This is a genomic window from Litchfieldia sinesaloumensis (genome assembly GCF_900156865.1).
GTDB lineage: Bacteria > Bacillota > Bacilli > Bacillales > Bacillaceae_L > Ferdinandcohnia > Ferdinandcohnia sinesaloumensis.
Map to the genome: position 1 here is coordinate 1,663,303 of NZ_LT732529.1, position 15,696 is coordinate 1,678,998.

Annotated in this window: 27 protein-coding genes, 1 rRNA gene, 1 riboswitch and 1 other annotated feature; of the genes, 3 read left to right on the forward strand and 25 right to left on the reverse strand. The window is 42.0% G+C overall.

Going from position 1 to position 15,696, the window contains the following annotated elements; genetic code table 11:
- Window positions 1-302 precede the first annotated feature (302 nt).
- The 4 genes from CZ490_RS08230 to CZ490_RS08245 form a co-directional block, all read right to left on the reverse strand.
- Window positions 303-893, reverse strand: coding sequence for a hypothetical protein (locus CZ490_RS08230; RefSeq protein ID WP_142255356.1), 591 nt, complete (start codon window positions 891-893; stop codon window positions 303-305).
- Window positions 894-1,053: 160 nt separating this feature from the next.
- Window positions 1,054-1,740 (reverse strand): thiaminase II, encoded by a 687-nt coding sequence (tenA, locus tag CZ490_RS08235; protein ID WP_077618440.1) that lies wholly within the window; start codon window positions 1,738-1,740, stop codon window positions 1,054-1,056.
- 94 nt (window positions 1,741-1,834) lie between these two features.
- A riboswitch (TPP riboswitch) is annotated at window positions 1,835-1,935 on the reverse strand.
- A gap of 90 nt (window positions 1,936-2,025) precedes the next feature.
- Window positions 2,026-2,487: a glycine zipper domain-containing protein gene (locus CZ490_RS22640; RefSeq protein ID WP_234987203.1), complete on the reverse strand. Its 462-nt coding sequence runs from the start codon at window positions 2,485-2,487 to the stop codon at window positions 2,026-2,028.
- A 155-nt stretch (window positions 2,488-2,642) separates the two neighbouring features.
- A complete protein-coding gene (locus CZ490_RS08245; protein ID WP_077618441.1) occupies window positions 2,643-3,119 on the reverse strand; it encodes a CBO0543 family protein in 477 nt (158 codons plus the stop codon).
- Window positions 3,120-3,628: 509 nt separating this feature from the next.
- Here CZ490_RS08245 and CZ490_RS08250 point away from each other — a divergent pair.
- Window positions 3,629-4,771, forward strand: a complete 1,143-nt coding sequence (locus tag CZ490_RS08250; RefSeq protein WP_077618442.1) for an NADH-dependent flavin oxidoreductase — start codon at window positions 3,629-3,631, stop codon at window positions 4,769-4,771.
- Between the two features lie 258 nt (window positions 4,772-5,029).
- On the opposite strand, the gene CZ490_RS08255 is transcribed toward CZ490_RS08250, so the two are convergent.
- Genes CZ490_RS08255 through CZ490_RS08265 form a run of 3 tightly spaced genes read right to left on the reverse strand, consistent with a single transcriptional unit; the run spans window position 5,030 to window position 6,084 of the window.
- Window positions 5,030-5,359 (reverse strand): hypothetical protein, encoded by a 330-nt coding sequence (locus CZ490_RS08255; protein ID WP_077618443.1) that lies wholly within the window; start codon window positions 5,357-5,359, stop codon window positions 5,030-5,032.
- A complete protein-coding gene (locus CZ490_RS08260; protein ID WP_077618444.1) occupies window positions 5,352-5,879 on the reverse strand; it encodes a hypothetical protein in 528 nt (175 codons plus the stop codon). Before CZ490_RS08260 ends, CZ490_RS08255 begins: the two co-directional genes overlap by 8 nt.
- Window positions 5,880-5,883: 4 nt before the next feature.
- Complete coding sequence (locus tag CZ490_RS08265; RefSeq protein ID WP_077618445.1) at window positions 5,884-6,084, reverse strand: helix-turn-helix transcriptional regulator; 201 nt, start codon at window positions 6,082-6,084, stop codon at window positions 5,884-5,886.
- A gap of 186 nt (window positions 6,085-6,270) precedes the next feature.
- Here CZ490_RS08265 and CZ490_RS08270 point away from each other — a divergent pair, with 186 nt between their 5' ends.
- Window positions 6,271-7,008 (forward strand): AAC(3) family N-acetyltransferase, encoded by a 738-nt coding sequence (locus CZ490_RS08270; RefSeq protein ID WP_077618446.1) that lies wholly within the window; start codon window positions 6,271-6,273, stop codon window positions 7,006-7,008.
- Between the two features lie 639 nt (window positions 7,009-7,647).
- Window positions 7,648-8,100, forward strand: a complete 453-nt coding sequence (locus CZ490_RS08280) for a WapI family immunity protein (RefSeq protein ID WP_077618448.1) — start codon at window positions 7,648-7,650, stop codon at window positions 8,098-8,100.
- Between the two features lie 88 nt (window positions 8,101-8,188).
- On the opposite strand, the gene CZ490_RS22820 is transcribed toward CZ490_RS08280, so the two are convergent.
- From CZ490_RS22820 to CZ490_RS08285, 18 genes are all read right to left on the reverse strand, one after another.
- The gene (locus CZ490_RS22820) at window positions 8,189-8,320 is read right to left on the reverse strand and encodes a hypothetical protein (protein ID WP_268762057.1); all 132 of its coding nucleotides are present in this window, start codon (window positions 8,318-8,320) and stop codon (window positions 8,189-8,191) included.
- A gap of 162 nt (window positions 8,321-8,482) precedes the next feature.
- Entirely contained in the window at window positions 8,483-8,614 is a 132-nt protein-coding gene (locus CZ490_RS22825; protein ID WP_268762058.1) for a hypothetical protein, read from the reverse strand.
- A 162-nt stretch (window positions 8,615-8,776) separates the two neighbouring features.
- Complete coding sequence (locus CZ490_RS22830; protein ID WP_268762058.1) at window positions 8,777-8,908, reverse strand: hypothetical protein; 132 nt, start codon at window positions 8,906-8,908, stop codon at window positions 8,777-8,779.
- Window positions 8,909-9,070: 162 nt separating this feature from the next.
- Window positions 9,071-9,202, reverse strand: a complete 132-nt coding sequence (locus tag CZ490_RS22835) for a hypothetical protein (RefSeq protein ID WP_268762058.1) — start codon at window positions 9,200-9,202, stop codon at window positions 9,071-9,073.
- A gap of 162 nt (window positions 9,203-9,364) precedes the next feature.
- Entirely contained in the window at window positions 9,365-9,496 is a 132-nt protein-coding gene (locus tag CZ490_RS22840) for a hypothetical protein (RefSeq protein WP_268762058.1), read from the reverse strand.
- A 162-nt stretch (window positions 9,497-9,658) separates the two neighbouring features.
- Window positions 9,659-9,790, reverse strand: coding sequence for a hypothetical protein (locus CZ490_RS22845; protein WP_268762058.1), 132 nt, complete (start codon window positions 9,788-9,790; stop codon window positions 9,659-9,661).
- Between the two features lie 162 nt (window positions 9,791-9,952).
- On the reverse strand, window positions 9,953-10,084 hold the full coding sequence (locus CZ490_RS22850; protein ID WP_268762058.1) for a hypothetical protein: 132 nt from the start codon (window positions 10,082-10,084) through the stop codon (window positions 9,953-9,955).
- 162 nt (window positions 10,085-10,246) lie between these two features.
- Window positions 10,247-10,378, reverse strand: a complete 132-nt coding sequence (locus CZ490_RS22855) for a hypothetical protein (RefSeq protein WP_268762058.1) — start codon at window positions 10,376-10,378, stop codon at window positions 10,247-10,249.
- A 162-nt stretch (window positions 10,379-10,540) separates the two neighbouring features.
- The gene (locus CZ490_RS22860) at window positions 10,541-10,672 is read right to left on the reverse strand and encodes a hypothetical protein (protein WP_268762058.1); all 132 of its coding nucleotides are present in this window, start codon (window positions 10,670-10,672) and stop codon (window positions 10,541-10,543) included.
- Between the two features lie 162 nt (window positions 10,673-10,834).
- A complete protein-coding gene (locus CZ490_RS22865) occupies window positions 10,835-10,966 on the reverse strand; it encodes a hypothetical protein (RefSeq protein ID WP_268762058.1) in 132 nt (43 codons plus the stop codon).
- A gap of 162 nt (window positions 10,967-11,128) precedes the next feature.
- Entirely contained in the window at window positions 11,129-11,260 is a 132-nt protein-coding gene (locus CZ490_RS22870) for a hypothetical protein (RefSeq protein ID WP_268762058.1), read from the reverse strand.
- A 162-nt stretch (window positions 11,261-11,422) separates the two neighbouring features.
- Window positions 11,423-11,554 carry a hypothetical protein gene (locus CZ490_RS22875; RefSeq protein ID WP_268762058.1) on the reverse strand — a complete coding sequence of 44 codons (132 nt, stop codon included), beginning with the start codon at window positions 11,552-11,554 and terminating at the stop codon, window positions 11,423-11,425.
- Window positions 11,555-11,716: 162 nt separating this feature from the next.
- Entirely contained in the window at window positions 11,717-11,848 is a 132-nt protein-coding gene (locus CZ490_RS22880; protein ID WP_268762058.1) for a hypothetical protein, read from the reverse strand.
- A gap of 162 nt (window positions 11,849-12,010) precedes the next feature.
- Window positions 12,011-12,142: a hypothetical protein gene (locus CZ490_RS22885; RefSeq protein ID WP_268762058.1), complete on the reverse strand. Its 132-nt coding sequence runs from the start codon at window positions 12,140-12,142 to the stop codon at window positions 12,011-12,013.
- 162 nt (window positions 12,143-12,304) lie between these two features.
- Window positions 12,305-12,436 (reverse strand): hypothetical protein, encoded by a 132-nt coding sequence (locus CZ490_RS22890; protein WP_268762058.1) that lies wholly within the window; start codon window positions 12,434-12,436, stop codon window positions 12,305-12,307.
- A 162-nt stretch (window positions 12,437-12,598) separates the two neighbouring features.
- Complete coding sequence (locus tag CZ490_RS22895) at window positions 12,599-12,730, reverse strand: hypothetical protein (RefSeq protein WP_268762058.1); 132 nt, start codon at window positions 12,728-12,730, stop codon at window positions 12,599-12,601.
- A 162-nt stretch (window positions 12,731-12,892) separates the two neighbouring features.
- Window positions 12,893-13,024, reverse strand: coding sequence for a hypothetical protein (locus tag CZ490_RS22900; RefSeq protein WP_268762058.1), 132 nt, complete (start codon window positions 13,022-13,024; stop codon window positions 12,893-12,895).
- Between the two features lie 254 nt (window positions 13,025-13,278).
- Window positions 13,279-13,655, reverse strand: a sequence feature (23S ribosomal RNA rRNA prediction is too short).
- A 470-nt stretch (window positions 13,656-14,125) separates the two neighbouring features.
- Window positions 14,126-15,677: ribosomal RNA gene (locus tag CZ490_RS08285) — 16S ribosomal RNA — on the reverse strand.
- Window positions 15,678-15,696 lie beyond the last annotated feature (19 nt).

Genomic DNA, 15,696 nt, shown 5'->3' on the forward strand with positions numbered 1-15,696 from the left:
GCAACTTCCAATAAAAGGTGAAAATACCCCTATAAGCTCTCCTTATTGGAATATATATCCACATGCGCATCAATTCTTCATAAATTAACAATCAAACCATGCGGAAATATGAATTGCGCATGGTTTGATCTAGGTTGGGTGTAAGAAAACATGCGCAACTTCCATTAAATGGTAAAATCACCCCTATTAGCGCTCACAACTGGAATAATTATCCACATGCACATCATTTCTTCATATTATCACAATCAAATCATGCGTAAATATAAACTGCGCTTGATTTTATCGAAATCTTATTTTCAAGTCTAATTCAAATCCGCAAACCCAATAATCTTAAAACCCATTCCCTCTTTAGCGAAAGTATATTGCAAGGTTCGCGTGGTTTCTTGCTCAGGATGATTACCCTCAATAACCAATTCATATTGATTGAACCTCCGACTGAAATCAATTACTCTCACATTTTCTAACAGGTCGAAACGAGGATAATAGCCAGTAATGCTAAAGGACACAGCCATTTCCTTGACGACGGCCTCTTTTGATAGTTTTTCACGTTCCTGAGTTGTTAAATCAGAATTAGTGAGTTGATTATACTTTTCAATTTTTTCAAGACCGACTTTACTTAAATAGTCTTCCTGGTAAAAGTATGGTGTAAATAGCTCGTGCAAAAAGAAAACGAGAAGCAGCAAGCTTATAACGGTTTCAATAACAGGCTTATAGCGAAGTGACGCCATCCACTTACTTAGCTTACTCGCAAACAAAACAATAAGAACGATAGCTAAAAGAAGAACAATAAACTCAATCGTCCAATGGAAATAAAGGAGATTCAAGTGATATTCAAATTTCAAAAATAGGGCAAACAGGAAAATAGCCACTAATGACAAAAAGATGTTTTTCACAAATTCGCGCATACGATCTCCCTTCTATCTGCTTGATACTCATTAATTCGACATCGTAAAAGGATAACCTCCTAAATTAGATCAATTAAAATTGAAGATACAAAAAAGAAACAGAGAATTATTGAATCTCTGTTTCTTCGAACACACTGCGTAATCCGGCTCACTCTTTAATCGGCCACTCCTCGAGGTTCTCCGCCATCTCCCAGAACATGTATTCATACATACTTGTTTTCACAACAATTTCTTCAAGCGCAGCTAGATCACGTTCAGGTTTTCCACTCGCCATCTCATTGATTAGATTTTTACAATCCTCAGCTAGCTCGGTAAATTCATTGGATGAATACATTTTGACCCAATCACCATAAAATTCATGTTCTGTTGATCCTGGCCATTTCATTAGCTCTTGACCGATAAAACTATAACTCCATGCACAGGCAAGAACGGCAGCCACCACATTTTCGACACCGCCAAGCTGCGAAACGTTTAACATGTAGCTTGTATAAGAGGTTGTGGTTGATGCGGGCTTTGTTGCCTCTAGCTCTTCTGGAGAGATATCAAATCTAGCCGCATATTGACGATGAAGATCCATTTCAACCTCTAACGTGCCATGAAGGAGATTAGCAAAAATGGTCATCGTCTTTAAATCAGGGGCCTTGGCACTCCCTAATGCAAATAGACGGCTATACTCAATCAGGTACACATAATCCTGCTTCATATAATGCTTAAATTTTTCCTTATCTAACCAACCCTCACCAATCCCCTTCACAAAAGGATGCTCCAAATACGAATTCCAAATTGGTTCGACTCGTTTCCATAAACGATCTGTAAATAACTGACTCACTACCATTTCCCCTCTCTACGTTCGACATCAGGGAGGAACAACAAAAAAACCCATCACTAGTAAATAGAAATGGGTTCGGCAATAGCAATTCGTGTACACGAAAATACCAACTCCACTTCCCTACGCTAGTGTTACCTAGATCAGGTTCAAAGGGTCGATATTCCTATCTCTCAGCACAAACATGCTCCCCTAGTCGAATTGTTAGAATATTAACTTACTAGATACTAGTTAAACATAGAGACTAGCAAAAGGCAAGGGGAACAAAGAACCAGGTCTACTCGAGACTAAAGTCTATATTGTCATACCTTTCTTCTTAGCATCTGCATCCAAACCAGCACCAATCCCGATACCTAAGCACATACCAATCGGCATTCCTAACGCAATATTATCAAAAATCGTTAATCCAAACACCATGCCCAAGCTAATACCGATGGACATATATAATGTTAGATACATATTCTCAGGAACCAGCTTATGTTTCTTTTGAAGATGAGATACAATAGCGTGGAACATTTTTTTATGTTGTTTGATTACTTCCATATCAAATCCATCTACTTTGTCTTCGAGTTGGATAAAGTGATCCTTTAATGCAAGCAATTCCTGTTGACATACTTCACAGTTTTCTGAAAATGAAGCCAGCCTATGAACAACGCGTTCGTTTTTATCTAAATCAAGTTTTTTAGAACTTTCTTTACTGAGAGTACTCTTTAACTTTCTAATAATCATTAAAATGTCCTCTACATGATTTTCCAACATAGCACCTCCTTTTAGTAACGTTCATCTTAACTAATCTTATTTACGAATGAACAATTAATTAGTTTCATTAATTTACATTTATTGAGAATTTGGGCTCGTTTCAAAAACTAAAAAGGTCTCAGCTTGTGCATTGCTGAAACCATTTATAAGAACTATGAGGCTATATCTTTCACTTTAAAGAACCAACGGTAAAACATTCTCGATAAATAATAGGTAATCCCCATCGTACTGTAACTCAAATACCACTGCCACTTTCGGTATTTAATTAAATTCGTGTATTTTTTTATAAATACTTCAAGGATAGTGGGGATACCTGAAAATATATTAAGATAAGCAAACTTCAAAAGGCGACTACCTTTTCCAGGATAATATAAATTAAATAAGGTACATAGGACAGGATAAAGGAAATACTCAAAAGAAAAACTACCTTTATATGCCTTCTTAAATTCCCGAACAGGGTACTTAATAAGCCCTTTTTCCACGACAATTAACCCAAACAACCAAGTGATTACTTGCTTAAACATGAATGGAACGACTGCGTGCCTTAGTTTATTTTTCGGAACAAATTTAATTAAGAGTACAATGCCGATGATCCAACAACAAAATAAAACAAATTTATCCTTCTTCATAAACTCCCTCCATCCTACCTATTACAGTTTCCATTTATAGGTCTTTAATACACTTACGTAGGAAAGATAATTTTACGATTAATTAAATAGAAACTAGACCTCATTAGACCTATCATTCAATTGTATTCAAAGAAAATGGTAAAATATAGATTGGCTTTGTGGCCAATTCTACTTCAAGAAGGAAATGACATGAATAAAAAGTTCAACTAGAGGAAAACAGATCTATACATAAATCTTCTCAGTAAATAAGGAAAACCCCTAATTACATCATATTTATGGTAAAATAAAGGTCCTTGGCAGGGGCATTACGTAAGCGAGTTGGCTATTATTATGGCTAGCTCGCTTTTTGTTTACTGTAGAGCTTTATACAAAAGCAAAATATTTCCTATCATTTCTTTTTAAGGGTATCATTATTTTACATGCAATAAAGTGCAGGTTATTAGCTACGTATAATGTGGTAATATACCTTTACTTTCTTGCAGGTGCAACGACTTTAAGGAGGTTTTACAATGAATCAAGACACACAAGCAATGCTGTCTTCTTATACACTCCCGAATGGGGTTGAATTAAAAAACAGGCTCGTTATGGCACCAATGACACATTGGTCTTCTAACCAAGATGGAACGGTTTCAGACGCTGAATTAGACTACTATGCGCGCCGTTCCAGCGGAGTTAGTATGGTGATCACGGCTTGTACATATGTTACACCGAACGGAAAAGGATTCCACGGTCAGTTTAGTGGCGACAAAGATGAAATGATTCCAAGCTTGACTAAATTAGCCAATGCAATCAAAAATCAAGGTGCGAAAGCCATTTTACAAATTTTTCACGGTGGGAGAATGTGCCCTCCTGAATTGGTTCCAAACCGAGAACTCGTAAGTGCAAGTGATGTACCTGCAGTAAGACCTGGAGTATCAACAGACGATCCGGATATAAAACCTAGATCGTTAACCGATCAAGAAGTCGAAGAGATTATTAAAGCATTCGGAAAAACAACTCGACTTGCAATTGAAGCTGGCTATGATGGCGTTGAAATCCATGGTGCCAATGGCTATCTCATTCAGCAATTCTTCTCTCCGCATTCAAATCGTCGTGAAGATAAATATGGTGGAAGTGTTGAGAAACGAATGACATTCCCTCTTGCAATCGTGGATGAAGTACAAAGGGTTGTAAAAGAACATGCGACTCCTGAGTTTATTGTGGGGTACCGTTTTTCACCTGAAGAACCAGAAGAACCTGGAATCACAATGGGTGATACACTTAAACTCGTCGATACTTTGGCTACTAAAGGCTTAACGTATCTACACGTCTCATTAGCTGATTTCTTCTCAACAGCAAGAAGAGGTGTCGAGGATACCAGTAAAACTCGTATCGATTACTTACTTGAAACCATCGATAATCGCGTTCCATTGATCGGAGTTGGATCAATCTACTCAGCTGATGAAGCTCGCAACGCCTTTAAAACAGGCATTCCCCTACTCGCACTAGGAAGAGAGCTAATCATCGATCCTGATTGGGTTCAAAAAGTAGCCGAAAATAAGGAACATGAAATCGTAACAAAATTAGACAAAACAAAACAACAAGAATTAGTGATCCCAGACCCATTATGGAATATTATCACAAACAGTCCTGGCTGGTTTCCAGGCGTATAATCAGTAAAGGACACCATTACCGGTGTCCTTTTTTTCGTTGAATAGCAAAAGAATAAAGTCATATTTCTTTGGAAAAATATAAATAAGATATTGGAGGTGCGAATTGTGCTAAGAGATTCAAAAGTAGATGCAAAAGGACATATTAAGAATAAAGAAAATAACAAAAAACAATCAAAAAACAAAACGGAAACGAAATAGGACTAGAGGGACAGGTGTATTGTAAACCTGGGACAATGTACCTGTCCCCTTGTCCCAAGGTTATTGGATTTTACGATAAAGTTTGTATTTATAGCCGTCGAATAGAAAATGTTTTTTCCCGGATGAGATTTGGACAGAACTTGTTACATCCAGGTTTGCACTTGTTAAATCATTTTGGAGCGTGACCAACTCTGCATTGTTTTCATTCATGACAAGATAAAAAGCTTCCCTTGTGTCCAATTGTTTAACCGCATCGCCAAATGATAGCAACCCTTCAAGTAAAAAATTTATTATTTCCCCTTTTGATCCCCTTGTTTTTTTTCGTAAAAGTTCATAGATCACAGCATTTTTGGGTGCTACCTGAAGCACCTTTTCATCATATTTATTCATCAAGATCCTCCAACTCTTGTAGTTTATGATTGTATCTTTTTATAGTGAACTCATCCCACATATACGAAATCGCATAAAATACCAAGATTGAGATAAGGAATTCAATCAATAGCAAGATGACCATGCTCATGGTATCGCTCAATCCCGTAAAGAAGTGAAAGCTGCCCCAGTCCTTTTCTAATAAAAATGTAGTGAGAATGTTTAAGACCAAAACAACCAGGGCAAAACCTAACGAATCCCAAAAATAATGACGCTTTCTTGCTTTTTTTGAAGGAACATCAGTACCTGTAGGAACTGTCTCTCCTGACATCATCCTAGGTATAGTAAGACTTTCATCTTTGCGTGCAAACCAAGCAATCGATGCTGGAATCATAACAATTAAGATAATCTCCAACGTACTGTTTGTAATATCCTTGGTACTTACATATTTCCAAATCGCTGAAACAAACAGAGCAACATACAAGAGTGCTAATGTGATTGCAATTCCTTTTGATATAAGCTGTTGACTCCTTTCATCCATAGCTTCATTCCTCCTCATATTGAAAAATCTCTTCAATCGGTACTTTAAAAACCTTCGCAATATCCCACGCTAATTTAAGCGAAGGACTATATGCCCCACGTTCTAAGTGACCGATTGTTTCCCTTCTCACCCCGACCAAATCTGCCAATGTTTTCTGATTCATATCATGTTTTACGCGAAACTCCTTTAACCTTGTTTTTAGCAATAGACATAACCACCTTATAAAATGTTATATATTTCTAACATAATGTTATAAATATATAACATTATATTTATCAAGTCAACGATCATTCTGTTTAAAATTTCCAATAAACTCTCCTGACCAATACTCTTAAGTAGAACTATGGTATTCTATAGCTATAATGCAGATTAGATAGAAAGGTAGAAGATAATGTATACAAAACAAGATTTACTAGACCATCTAAAAGAACTTGGTATTGATGAAAACGGAACGTTACTTGTTCATTCGTCGATGAAAAGCATTGGAGAAGTCGAAGGCGGTGCAGATACAGTCCTCGATGCTCTAATCGAATATATGAAAAATGGCCTACTGGTTTTCCCAACACATACTTGGTCATATATAAAAAGTGAAAATCCTCGATTTGATGTAATGGATTCTCCTTCGTGTGTAGGCTTATTAACTGAGCTTTTCCGGAAACGGCCAGGGGTAATTCGTTCATGGCACCCTACTCATTCTGTTGCTGCCTTGGGAAAAGGAGCAAGTGACTTTGTTGCGGGAAATGAGCAATTTGATACACCTTGTGCAAGAGGTTCTAGCTGGGGGAAATTGTTGGATCATAAAGCTAGTATTCTATTAATTGGAGTCGATTTACGTAGATGCACATATATTCATGGAGTTGAAGAATGGCTCGACATACCAGGTCGTCTAACGGACGAACACGAAATGCTATATACCATCCTCCCGGATAATACAGAGATATCGGTCCCGCAACGACGACATATTGGTCATACTTCAGAGAAATATGGACGAGTAGAAGATGTTTTTCTACATAATGATGCAATGTATAAGGGGCACTTTGGTGATGCAACTGTAAGAGTCTGCGATACGGAAAAAATGACAGATTTGTTAACCCACTTACTAAAAGAAGACCCAGAATTATTTTCCTAACTCTGAGGATCTCATTGGTAGGTATCTAATAATCTCCTAAAAACCCCATCCATATATTATTATGATATAATAAACTTTGAAAAGGAGATGTCTAATTATGGTTAAAAACCTACCGTTATTGATTGCTATGTTATTAATAGGTTGTAGTACTCTACTAATAGCATTAACTACGACATTACCACAATTAATTCAAATACTTTTATTAACAGGTAGTGTCGTCTTGAATGTATTTTCTATGATGGGATTAATCTTATACATAGGTACACGAAGACTCAACAAAAGTTTATAGTAGAATAGTTTTCAAAAGGATAATAGATAGTTTTTGAATACTATGAAGGGGATTTAGATACGATTCTAAATCCTTTTTCCTCTTCATTGACTTCATGAAGGAGATTTGGATAAAATGCTTAGCCCCTTCTCCTCTTCATTAGCTTTATGAAGGGGATTTTAATCAGATTCTAGGGTTTCCTTTCCCCTTCATTCGCTTCTTGAAGAGGATTTGATATAAATTCTAGAGCCCTTATCCTTTTCATTCAACATAGGTAAAGTAAATGGTTATTGATTGCTGCATGTTATTCACTAATACTAATTTAAGAGAGATTATCGACATTAAAGTCTAGTTGAAAAGAGTTGTATAAAATGAATGAGTTCATTATTAAGGGTAAGCAAGGATTCATACGAATTGGATTAAATGAAATATATGGTTTTCCAAATGAAACAAGTTATTTAGGCGGTTATGATGTGAAAGGCATAGTAGAGATTAAGAGTGGGAGTTACTTCGTTAAAAATGCCGAAATATGGTTTTCAACTGGTCAGGTATACGAGTTTTTCACTCAGTTACAAAAGTGCTATAACAATTTAAAAGGTTTTGTAACCTTTTCGGAATCAGAAAATAATCTTAAAATTAACCTTAGCTTTAATAAATTTGGCCAGATAAACATTCAAGGGTATTTTCAAGAAGTAGCACATCACGAGAATATTCTCCAATTTGAGTTTGAAAGCGAACAAAGTTATTTTGTATCAACATTACATCAGCTCAAAGACATTGTAGACCAATATGGTGATTTAAAAGGTATAAAATCCGGACTTTGATTTCTTTCTGTACCTATCATAAAGATTTCTAAAACCTTCGGTTTTCCCGAATAAAAAAAGACCAACCCTAAGGTTGATCCTTTATTGCCTAGCGACGTCCTACTCTCATAGGGACAAAGTCCCAACTACCATCGGCGCTGAAGCTTAACTTCCGTGTTCGGTCGGTGGCTTCCGATGAGCGGCAGATTTCTGCGTCAGCTGCACTCCCTCCAATCCTCATGTACATTGTACATTCCGGTTGTCGCTCACTTGCTTCCTTGAACTCTTTGCTCCTCGAAACCCACCGTATTTGGATTTCTTTCTGTACCTATTTTAAAGATTTTTAAAACCTTCGGTTTTTCTCACAAAAAAAGACCAACCCTATGGTTGATCCTTTACTTGCCTAGCGACGTCCTACTCTCACAGGGACAAAGTCCCAACTACCATCGGCGCTGAAGCTTAACTTCCGTGTTCGGTCGGTGGCTTCCGATGAGCGGCAGATTTCTGCGTCAGCTGCACTCCCTCCAATCCTCATGTACATTGTACATTCCGGTTGTCGCTCACTTGCTTCCTTGAACTCTTTGCTCCTCGAAACCCACCGTATTTGGATTTCTTTCTGTACCTATTTTAAAGATTTTTAAAACCTTCGGTTTTTCTCACAAAAAAAGACCAACCCTATGGTTGATCCTTTACTTGCCTAGCGACGTCCTACTCTCACAGGGACAAAGTCCCAACTACCATCGGCGCTGAAGCTTAACTTCCGTGTTCGGTCGGTGGCTTCCGATGAGCGGCAGATTTCTGCGTCAGCTGCACTCCCTCCAATCCTCATGTACATTGTACATTCCGGTTGTCGCTCACTTGCTTCCTTGAACTCTTTGCTCCTCGAAACCCACCGTATTTGGATTTCTTTCTGTACCTATTTTAAAGATTTTTAAAACCTTCGGTTTTTCTCACAAAAAAAGACCAACCCTATGGTTGATCCTTTACTTGCCTAGCGACGTCCTACTCTCACAGGGACAAAGTCCCAACTACCATCGGCGCTGAAGCTTAACTTCCGTGTTCGGTCGGTGGCTTCCGATGAGCGGCAGATTTCTGCGTCAGCTGCACTCCCTCCAATCCTCATGTACATTGTACATTCCGGTTGTCGCTCACTTGCTTCCTTGAACTCTTTGCTCCTCGAAACCCACCGTATTTGGATTTCTTTCTGTACCTATTTTAAAGATTTTTAAAACCTTCGGTTTTTCTCACAAAAAAAGACCAACCCTATGGTTGATCCTTTACTTGCCTAGCGACGTCCTACTCTCACAGGGACAAAGTCCCAACTACCATCGGCGCTGAAGCTTAACTTCCGTGTTCGGTCGGTGGCTTCCGATGAGCGGCAGATTTCTGCGTCAGCTGCACTCCCTCCAATCCTCATGTACATTGTACATTCCGGTTGTCGCTCACTTGCTTCCTTGAACTCTTTGCTCCTCGAAACCCACCGTATTTGGATTTCTTTCTGTACCTATTTTAAAGATTTTTAAAACCTTCGGTTTTTCTCACAAAAAAAGACCAACCCTATGGTTGATCCTTTACTTGCCTAGCGACGTCCTACTCTCACAGGGACAAAGTCCCAACTACCATCGGCGCTGAAGCTTAACTTCCGTGTTCGGTCGGTGGCTTCCGATGAGCGGCAGATTTCTGCGTCAGCTGCACTCCCTCCAATCCTCATGTACATTGTACATTCCGGTTGTCGCTCACTTGCTTCCTTGAACTCTTTGCTCCTCGAAACCCACCGTATTTGGATTTCTTTCTGTACCTATTTTAAAGATTTTTAAAACCTTCGGTTTTTCTCACAAAAAAAGACCAACCCTATGGTTGATCCTTTACTTGCCTAGCGACGTCCTACTCTCACAGGGACAAAGTCCCAACTACCATCGGCGCTGAAGCTTAACTTCCGTGTTCGGTCGGTGGCTTCCGATGAGCGGCAGATTTCTGCGTCAGCTGCACTCCCTCCAATCCTCATGTACATTGTACATTCCGGTTGTCGCTCACTTGCTTCCTTGAACTCTTTGCTCCTCGAAACCCACCGTATTTGGATTTCTTTCTGTACCTATTTTAAAGATTTTTAAAACCTTCGGTTTTTCTCACAAAAAAAGACCAACCCTATGGTTGATCCTTTACTTGCCTAGCGACGTCCTACTCTCACAGGGACAAAGTCCCAACTACCATCGGCGCTGAAGCTTAACTTCCGTGTTCGGTCGGTGGCTTCCGATGAGCGGCAGATTTCTGCGTCAGCTGCACTCCCTCCAATCCTCATGTACATTGTACATTCCGGTTGTCGCTCACTTGCTTCCTTGAACTCTTTGCTCCTCGAAACCCACCGTATTTGGATTTCTTTCTGTACCTATTTTAAAGATTTTTAAAACCTTCGGTTTTTCTCACAAAAAAAGACCAACCCTATGGTTGATCCTTTACTTGCCTAGCGACGTCCTACTCTCACAGGGACAAAGTCCCAACTACCATCGGCGCTGAAGCTTAACTTCCGTGTTCGGTCGGTGGCTTCCGATGAGCGGCAGATTTCTGCGTCAGCTGCACTCCCTCCAATCCTCATGTACATTGTACATTCCGGTTGTCGCTCACTTGCTTCCTTGAACTCTTTGCTCCTCGAAACCCACCGTATTTGGATTTCTTTCTGTACCTATTTTAAAGATTTTTAAAACCTTCGGTTTTTCTCACAAAAAAAGACCAACCCTATGGTTGATCCTTTACTTGCCTAGCGACGTCCTACTCTCACAGGGACAAAGTCCCAACTACCATCGGCGCTGAAGCTTAACTTCCGTGTTCGGTCGGTGGCTTCCGATGAGCGGCAGATTTCTGCGTCAGCTGCACTCCCTCCAATCCTCATGTACATTGTACATTCCGGTTGTCGCTCACTTGCTTCCTTGAACTCTTTGCTCCTCGAAACCCACCGTATTTGGATTTCTTTCTGTACCTATTTTAAAGATTTTTAAAACCTTCGGTTTTTCTCACAAAAAAAGACCAACCCTATGGTTGATCCTTTACTTGCCTAGCGACGTCCTACTCTCACAGGGACAAAGTCCCAACTACCATCGGCGCTGAAGCTTAACTTCCGTGTTCGGTCGGTGGCTTCCGATGAGCGGCAGATTTCTGCGTCAGCTGCACTCCCTCCAATCCTCATGTACATTGTACATTCCGGTTGTCGCTCACTTGCTTCCTTGAACTCTTTGCTCCTCGAAACCCACCGTATTTGGATTTCTTTCTGTACCTATTTTAAAGATTTTTAAAACCTTCGGTTTTTCTCACAAAAAAAGACCAACCCTATGGTTGATCCTTTACTTGCCTAGCGACGTCCTACTCTCACAGGGACAAAGTCCCAACTACCATCGGCGCTGAAGCTTAACTTCCGTGTTCGGTCGGTGGCTTCCGATGAGCGGCAGATTTCTGCGTCAGCTGCACTCCCTCCAATCCTCATGTACATTGTACATTCCGGTTGTCGCTCACTTGCTTCCTTGAACTCTTTGCTCCTCGAAACCCACCGTATTTGGATTTCTTTCTGTACCTATTTTAAAGATTTTTAAAACCTTCGGTTTTTCTCACAAAAAAAGACCAACCCTATGGTTGATCCTTTACTTGCCTAGCGACGTCCTACTCTCACAGGGACAAAGTCCCAACTACCATCGGCGCTGAAGCTTAACTTCCGTGTTCGGTCGGTGGCTTCCGATGAGCGGCAGATTTCTGCGTCAGCTGCACTCCCTCCAATCCTCATGTACATTGTACATTCCGGTTGTCGCTCACTTGCTTCCTTGAACTCTTTGCTCCTCGAAACCCACCGTATTTGGATTTCTTTCTGTACCTATTTTAAAGATTTTTAAAACCTTCGGTTTTTCTCACAAAAAAAGACCAACCCTATGGTTGATCCTTTACTTGCCTAGCGACGTCCTACTCTCACAGGGACAAAGTCCCAACTACCATCGGCGCTGAAGCTTAACTTCCGTGTTCGGTCGGTGGCTTCCGATGAGCGGCAGATTTCTGCGTCAGCTGCACTCCCTCCAATCCTCATGTACATTGTACATTCCGGTTGTCGCTCACTTGCTTCCTTGAACTCTTTGCTCCTCGAAACCCACCGTATTTGGATTTCTTTCTGTACCTATTTTAAAGATTTTTAAAACCTTCGGTTTTTCTCACAAAAAAAGACCAACCCTATGGTTGATCCTTTACTTGCCTAGCGACGTCCTACTCTCACAGGGACAAAGTCCCAACTACCATCGGCGCTGAAGCTTAACTTCCGTGTTCGGTCGGTGGCTTCCGATGAGCGGCAGATTTCTGCGTCAGCTGCACTCCCTCCAATCCTCATGTACATTGTACATTCCGGTTGTCGCTCACTTGCTTCCTTGAACTCTTTGCTCCTCGAAACCCACCGTATTTGGATTTCTTTCTGTACCTATTTTAAAGATTTTTAAAACCTTCGGTTTTTCTCACAAAAAAAGACCAACCCTATGGTTGATCCTTTACTTGCCTAGCGACGTCCTACTCTCACAGGGACAAAGTCCCAACTACCATCGGCGCTGAAGCTTAACTTCCGTGTTCGGTCGGTGGCTTCCGATGAGCGGCAGATTTCTGCGTCAGCTGCACTCCCTCCAATCCTCATGTACATTGTACATTCCGGTTGTCGCTCACTTGCTTCCTTGAACTCTTTGCTCCTCGAAACCCACCGTATTTGGATTTCTTTCTGTACCTATTTTAAAGATTTTTAAAACCTTCGGTTTTTCTCACAAAAAAAGACCAACCCTATGGTTGATCCTTTACTTGCCTAGCGACGTCCTACTCTCACAGGGACAAAGTCCCAACTACCATCGGCGCTGAAGCTTAACTTCCGTGTTCGGTCGGTGGCTTCCGATGAGCGGCAGATTTCTGCGTCAGCTGCACTCCCTCCAATCCTCATGTACATTGTACATTCCGGTTGTCGCTCACTTGCTTCCTTGAACTCTTTGCTCCTCGAAACCCACCGTATTTGGATTTCTTTCTGTACCTATTTTAAAGATTTTTAAAACCTTCGGTTTTTCTCACAAAAAAAGACCAACCCTATGGTTGATCCTTTACTTGCCTAGCGACGTCCTACTCTCACAGGGACAAAGTCCCAACTACCATCGGCGCTGAAGCTTAACTTCCGTGTTCGGTCGGTGGCTTCCGATGAGCGGCAGATTTCTGCGTCAGCTGCACTCCCTCCAATCCTCATGTACATTGTACATTCCGGTTGNATTCCAGGTCGCTTCGTCTACTTCGTTCTTTTGTAACTCCGTATAGAGTGTCCTACAACCCCAAGAGGCAAGCCTCTTGGTTTGGGCTATCTTCCGTTTCGCTCGCCGCTACTAAGGAAATCGCGTTTGCTTTCTCTTCCTCCGGGTACTAAGATGTTTCAGTTCCCCGGGTCTACCTTCTCTTACCCTATGTATTCAGGTAAGGATACTGCCCCATTACGAGCAGTGGGTTTCCCCATTCGGAAATCTTCGGATCAATGCTTACTTACAGCTCCCCGAAGCATATCGGTGTTAGTACCGTCCTTCATCGGCTCCTAGTGCCAAGGCATCCACCGTGCGCCCTTATTAACTTAACCTGTTCGGCTTCGATAAGCGGCGGATTTCTTCGTCACCTCATTCGTCAGCATCCTCACGTACCTTAAGTACGCTCCGGTGCTTCCTCACTCGGTTCCTCGAACTCCTTGCTTCTCGTGCGCCTAAAGTTGTTAAAAGAACTTTTACTACTTCAATGAATGTTTTGTTACGTTATCTAGTTTTCAAAGAACGAAGCTACTGATTTTTACATCAGTGAGTTATCTTCTGAAAGTAGAAAAAGCACTCTCAAAACTGACCACAATACAAAGCGTCTTTTTATGAAGTTCGTAGAACTTCTTATGTCTAGCTATGGTTCCTATCCTCTCGAGGTTGCTTCACTTCTTCTGTCAAAGTCTAACGACTTTTCCTGCAGAAGTTCCAGCACTTGTCGAGGCTGAACAGTCACCTTCGCTTTTCGACTTTTCCCTTAGAAAGGAGGTGATCCAGCCGCACCTTCCGATACGGCTACCTTGTTACGACTTCACCCCAATCATCTGTCCCACCTTAGGCGGCTGGCTCCTTGCGGTTACCCCACCGACTTCGGGTGTTACAAACTCTCGTGGTGTGACGGGCGGTGTGTACAAGGCCCGGGAACGTATTCACCGCGGCATGCTGATCCGCGATTACTAGCGATTCCGGCTTCATGCAGGCGAGTTGCAGCCTGCAATCCGAACTGAGAATGGTTTTATGGGATTCGCTTAACCTCGCGGTTTCGCTGCCCTTTGTACCATCCATTGTAGCACGTGTGTAGCCCAGGTCATAAGGGGCATGATGATTTGACGTCATCCCCACCTTCCTCCGGTTTGTCACCGGCAGTCACCTTAGAGTGCCCAACTAAATGCTGGCAACTAAGATCAAGGGTTGCGCTCGTTGCGGGACTTAACCCAACATCTCACGACACGAGCTGACGACAACCATGCACCACCTGTCACTTATGTCCTCGAAAGGAAAGCCCTATCTCTAGGGATGGCATAAGGATGTCAAGACCTGGTAAGGTTCTTCGCGTTGCTTCGAATTAAACCACATGCTCCACCGCTTGTGCGGGCCCCCGTCAATTCCTTTGAGTTTCAGTCTTGCGACCGTACTCCCCAGGCGGAGTGCTTAATGCGTTTGCTGCAGCACTAAAGGGCGGAAACCCTCTAACACTTAGCACTCATCGTTTACGGCGTGGACTACCAGGGTATCTAATCCTGTTCGCTCCCCACGCTTTCGCGCCTCAGCGTCAGTTACAGACCAGAGAGCCGCCTTCGCCACTGGTGTTCCTCCACATCTCTACGCATTTCACCGCTACACGTGGAATTCCGCTCTCCTCTTCTGCACTCAAGTCCCCCAGTTTCCAATGACCCTCCACGGTTGAGCCGTGGGCTTTCACATCAGACTTAAAGGACCGCCTGCGCGCGCTTTACGCCCAATAATTCCGGATAACGCTTGCCACCTACGTATTACCGCGGCTGCTGGCACGTAGTTAGCCGTGGCTTTCTGGTTAGGTACCGTCAAGGTACCGCCCTATTCGAACGATACTTGTTCTTCCCTAACAACAGAGCTTTACGACCCGAAGGCCTTCTTCGCTCACGCGGCGTTGCTCCGTCAGACTTTCGTCCATTGCGGAAGATTCCCTACTGCTGCCTCCCGTAGGAGTCTGGGCCGTGTCTCAGTCCCAGTGTGGCCGATCACCCTCTCAGGTCGGCTACGCATCGTCGCCTTGGTGAGCCGTTACCTCACCAACTAGCTAATGCGCCGCGGGTCCATCTGTAAGTGGTAGCTAAAAGCCACCTTTTAATTGAAGACCATGTGGTCTTCGATGTTATCCGGTATTAGCTCCGGTTTCCCGAAGTTATCCCAGTCTTACAGGCAGGTTACCCACGTGTTACTCACCCGTCCGCCGCTAACTTTTGGGAGCAAGCTCCCAAAAGTTCGCTCGACTTGCATGTATTAGGCACGCCGCCAGCGTTCATCCTGAGCCAGGATCAAACTCTCCAATAAGAGTATTGATTGCTCAATA

Bases quoted from the DNA above. Each gene is read 5' to 3' on its own strand.
- tenA (WP_077618440.1), bottom strand. From the start codon at position 1,740: ATGGTAGTGAGTCAGTTATTTACAGATCGTTTATGGAAACGAGTCGAA.
- CZ490_RS08245 (WP_077618441.1), bottom strand. From the start codon at position 3,119: ATGAAGAAGGATAAATTTGTTTTATTTTGTTGTTGGATCATCGGCATT.
- CZ490_RS08250 (WP_077618442.1), top strand. From the start codon at position 3,629: ATGAATCAAGACACACAAGCAATGCTGTCTTCTTATACACTCCCGAAT.
- CZ490_RS08255 (WP_077618443.1), bottom strand. From the start codon at position 5,359: ATGAATAAATATGATGAAAAGGTGCTTCAGGTAGCACCCAAAAATGCT.
- CZ490_RS08260 (WP_077618444.1), bottom strand. From the start codon at position 5,879: ATGGATGAAAGGAGTCAACAGCTTATATCAAAAGGAATTGCAATCACA.
- CZ490_RS08270 (WP_077618446.1), top strand. From the start codon at position 6,271: ATGTATACAAAACAAGATTTACTAGACCATCTAAAAGAACTTGGTATT.
- CZ490_RS08280 (WP_077618448.1), top strand. From the start codon at position 7,648: ATGAATGAGTTCATTATTAAGGGTAAGCAAGGATTCATACGAATTGGA.
- CZ490_RS22820 (WP_268762057.1), bottom strand. From the start codon at position 8,320: ATGAGGATTGGAGGGAGTGCAGCTGACGCAGAAATCTGCCGCTCATCG.
- CZ490_RS22825 (WP_268762058.1), bottom strand. From the start codon at position 8,614: ATGAGGATTGGAGGGAGTGCAGCTGACGCAGAAATCTGCCGCTCATCG.
- CZ490_RS22830 (WP_268762058.1), bottom strand. From the start codon at position 8,908: ATGAGGATTGGAGGGAGTGCAGCTGACGCAGAAATCTGCCGCTCATCG.
- CZ490_RS22835 (WP_268762058.1), bottom strand. From the start codon at position 9,202: ATGAGGATTGGAGGGAGTGCAGCTGACGCAGAAATCTGCCGCTCATCG.
- CZ490_RS22840 (WP_268762058.1), bottom strand. From the start codon at position 9,496: ATGAGGATTGGAGGGAGTGCAGCTGACGCAGAAATCTGCCGCTCATCG.
- CZ490_RS22845 (WP_268762058.1), bottom strand. From the start codon at position 9,790: ATGAGGATTGGAGGGAGTGCAGCTGACGCAGAAATCTGCCGCTCATCG.
- CZ490_RS22850 (WP_268762058.1), bottom strand. From the start codon at position 10,084: ATGAGGATTGGAGGGAGTGCAGCTGACGCAGAAATCTGCCGCTCATCG.
- CZ490_RS22855 (WP_268762058.1), bottom strand. From the start codon at position 10,378: ATGAGGATTGGAGGGAGTGCAGCTGACGCAGAAATCTGCCGCTCATCG.
- CZ490_RS22860 (WP_268762058.1), bottom strand. From the start codon at position 10,672: ATGAGGATTGGAGGGAGTGCAGCTGACGCAGAAATCTGCCGCTCATCG.
- CZ490_RS22865 (WP_268762058.1), bottom strand. From the start codon at position 10,966: ATGAGGATTGGAGGGAGTGCAGCTGACGCAGAAATCTGCCGCTCATCG.
- CZ490_RS22870 (WP_268762058.1), bottom strand. From the start codon at position 11,260: ATGAGGATTGGAGGGAGTGCAGCTGACGCAGAAATCTGCCGCTCATCG.
- CZ490_RS22875 (WP_268762058.1), bottom strand. From the start codon at position 11,554: ATGAGGATTGGAGGGAGTGCAGCTGACGCAGAAATCTGCCGCTCATCG.
- CZ490_RS22880 (WP_268762058.1), bottom strand. From the start codon at position 11,848: ATGAGGATTGGAGGGAGTGCAGCTGACGCAGAAATCTGCCGCTCATCG.
- CZ490_RS22885 (WP_268762058.1), bottom strand. From the start codon at position 12,142: ATGAGGATTGGAGGGAGTGCAGCTGACGCAGAAATCTGCCGCTCATCG.
- CZ490_RS22890 (WP_268762058.1), bottom strand. From the start codon at position 12,436: ATGAGGATTGGAGGGAGTGCAGCTGACGCAGAAATCTGCCGCTCATCG.
- CZ490_RS22895 (WP_268762058.1), bottom strand. From the start codon at position 12,730: ATGAGGATTGGAGGGAGTGCAGCTGACGCAGAAATCTGCCGCTCATCG.
- CZ490_RS22900 (WP_268762058.1), bottom strand. From the start codon at position 13,024: ATGAGGATTGGAGGGAGTGCAGCTGACGCAGAAATCTGCCGCTCATCG.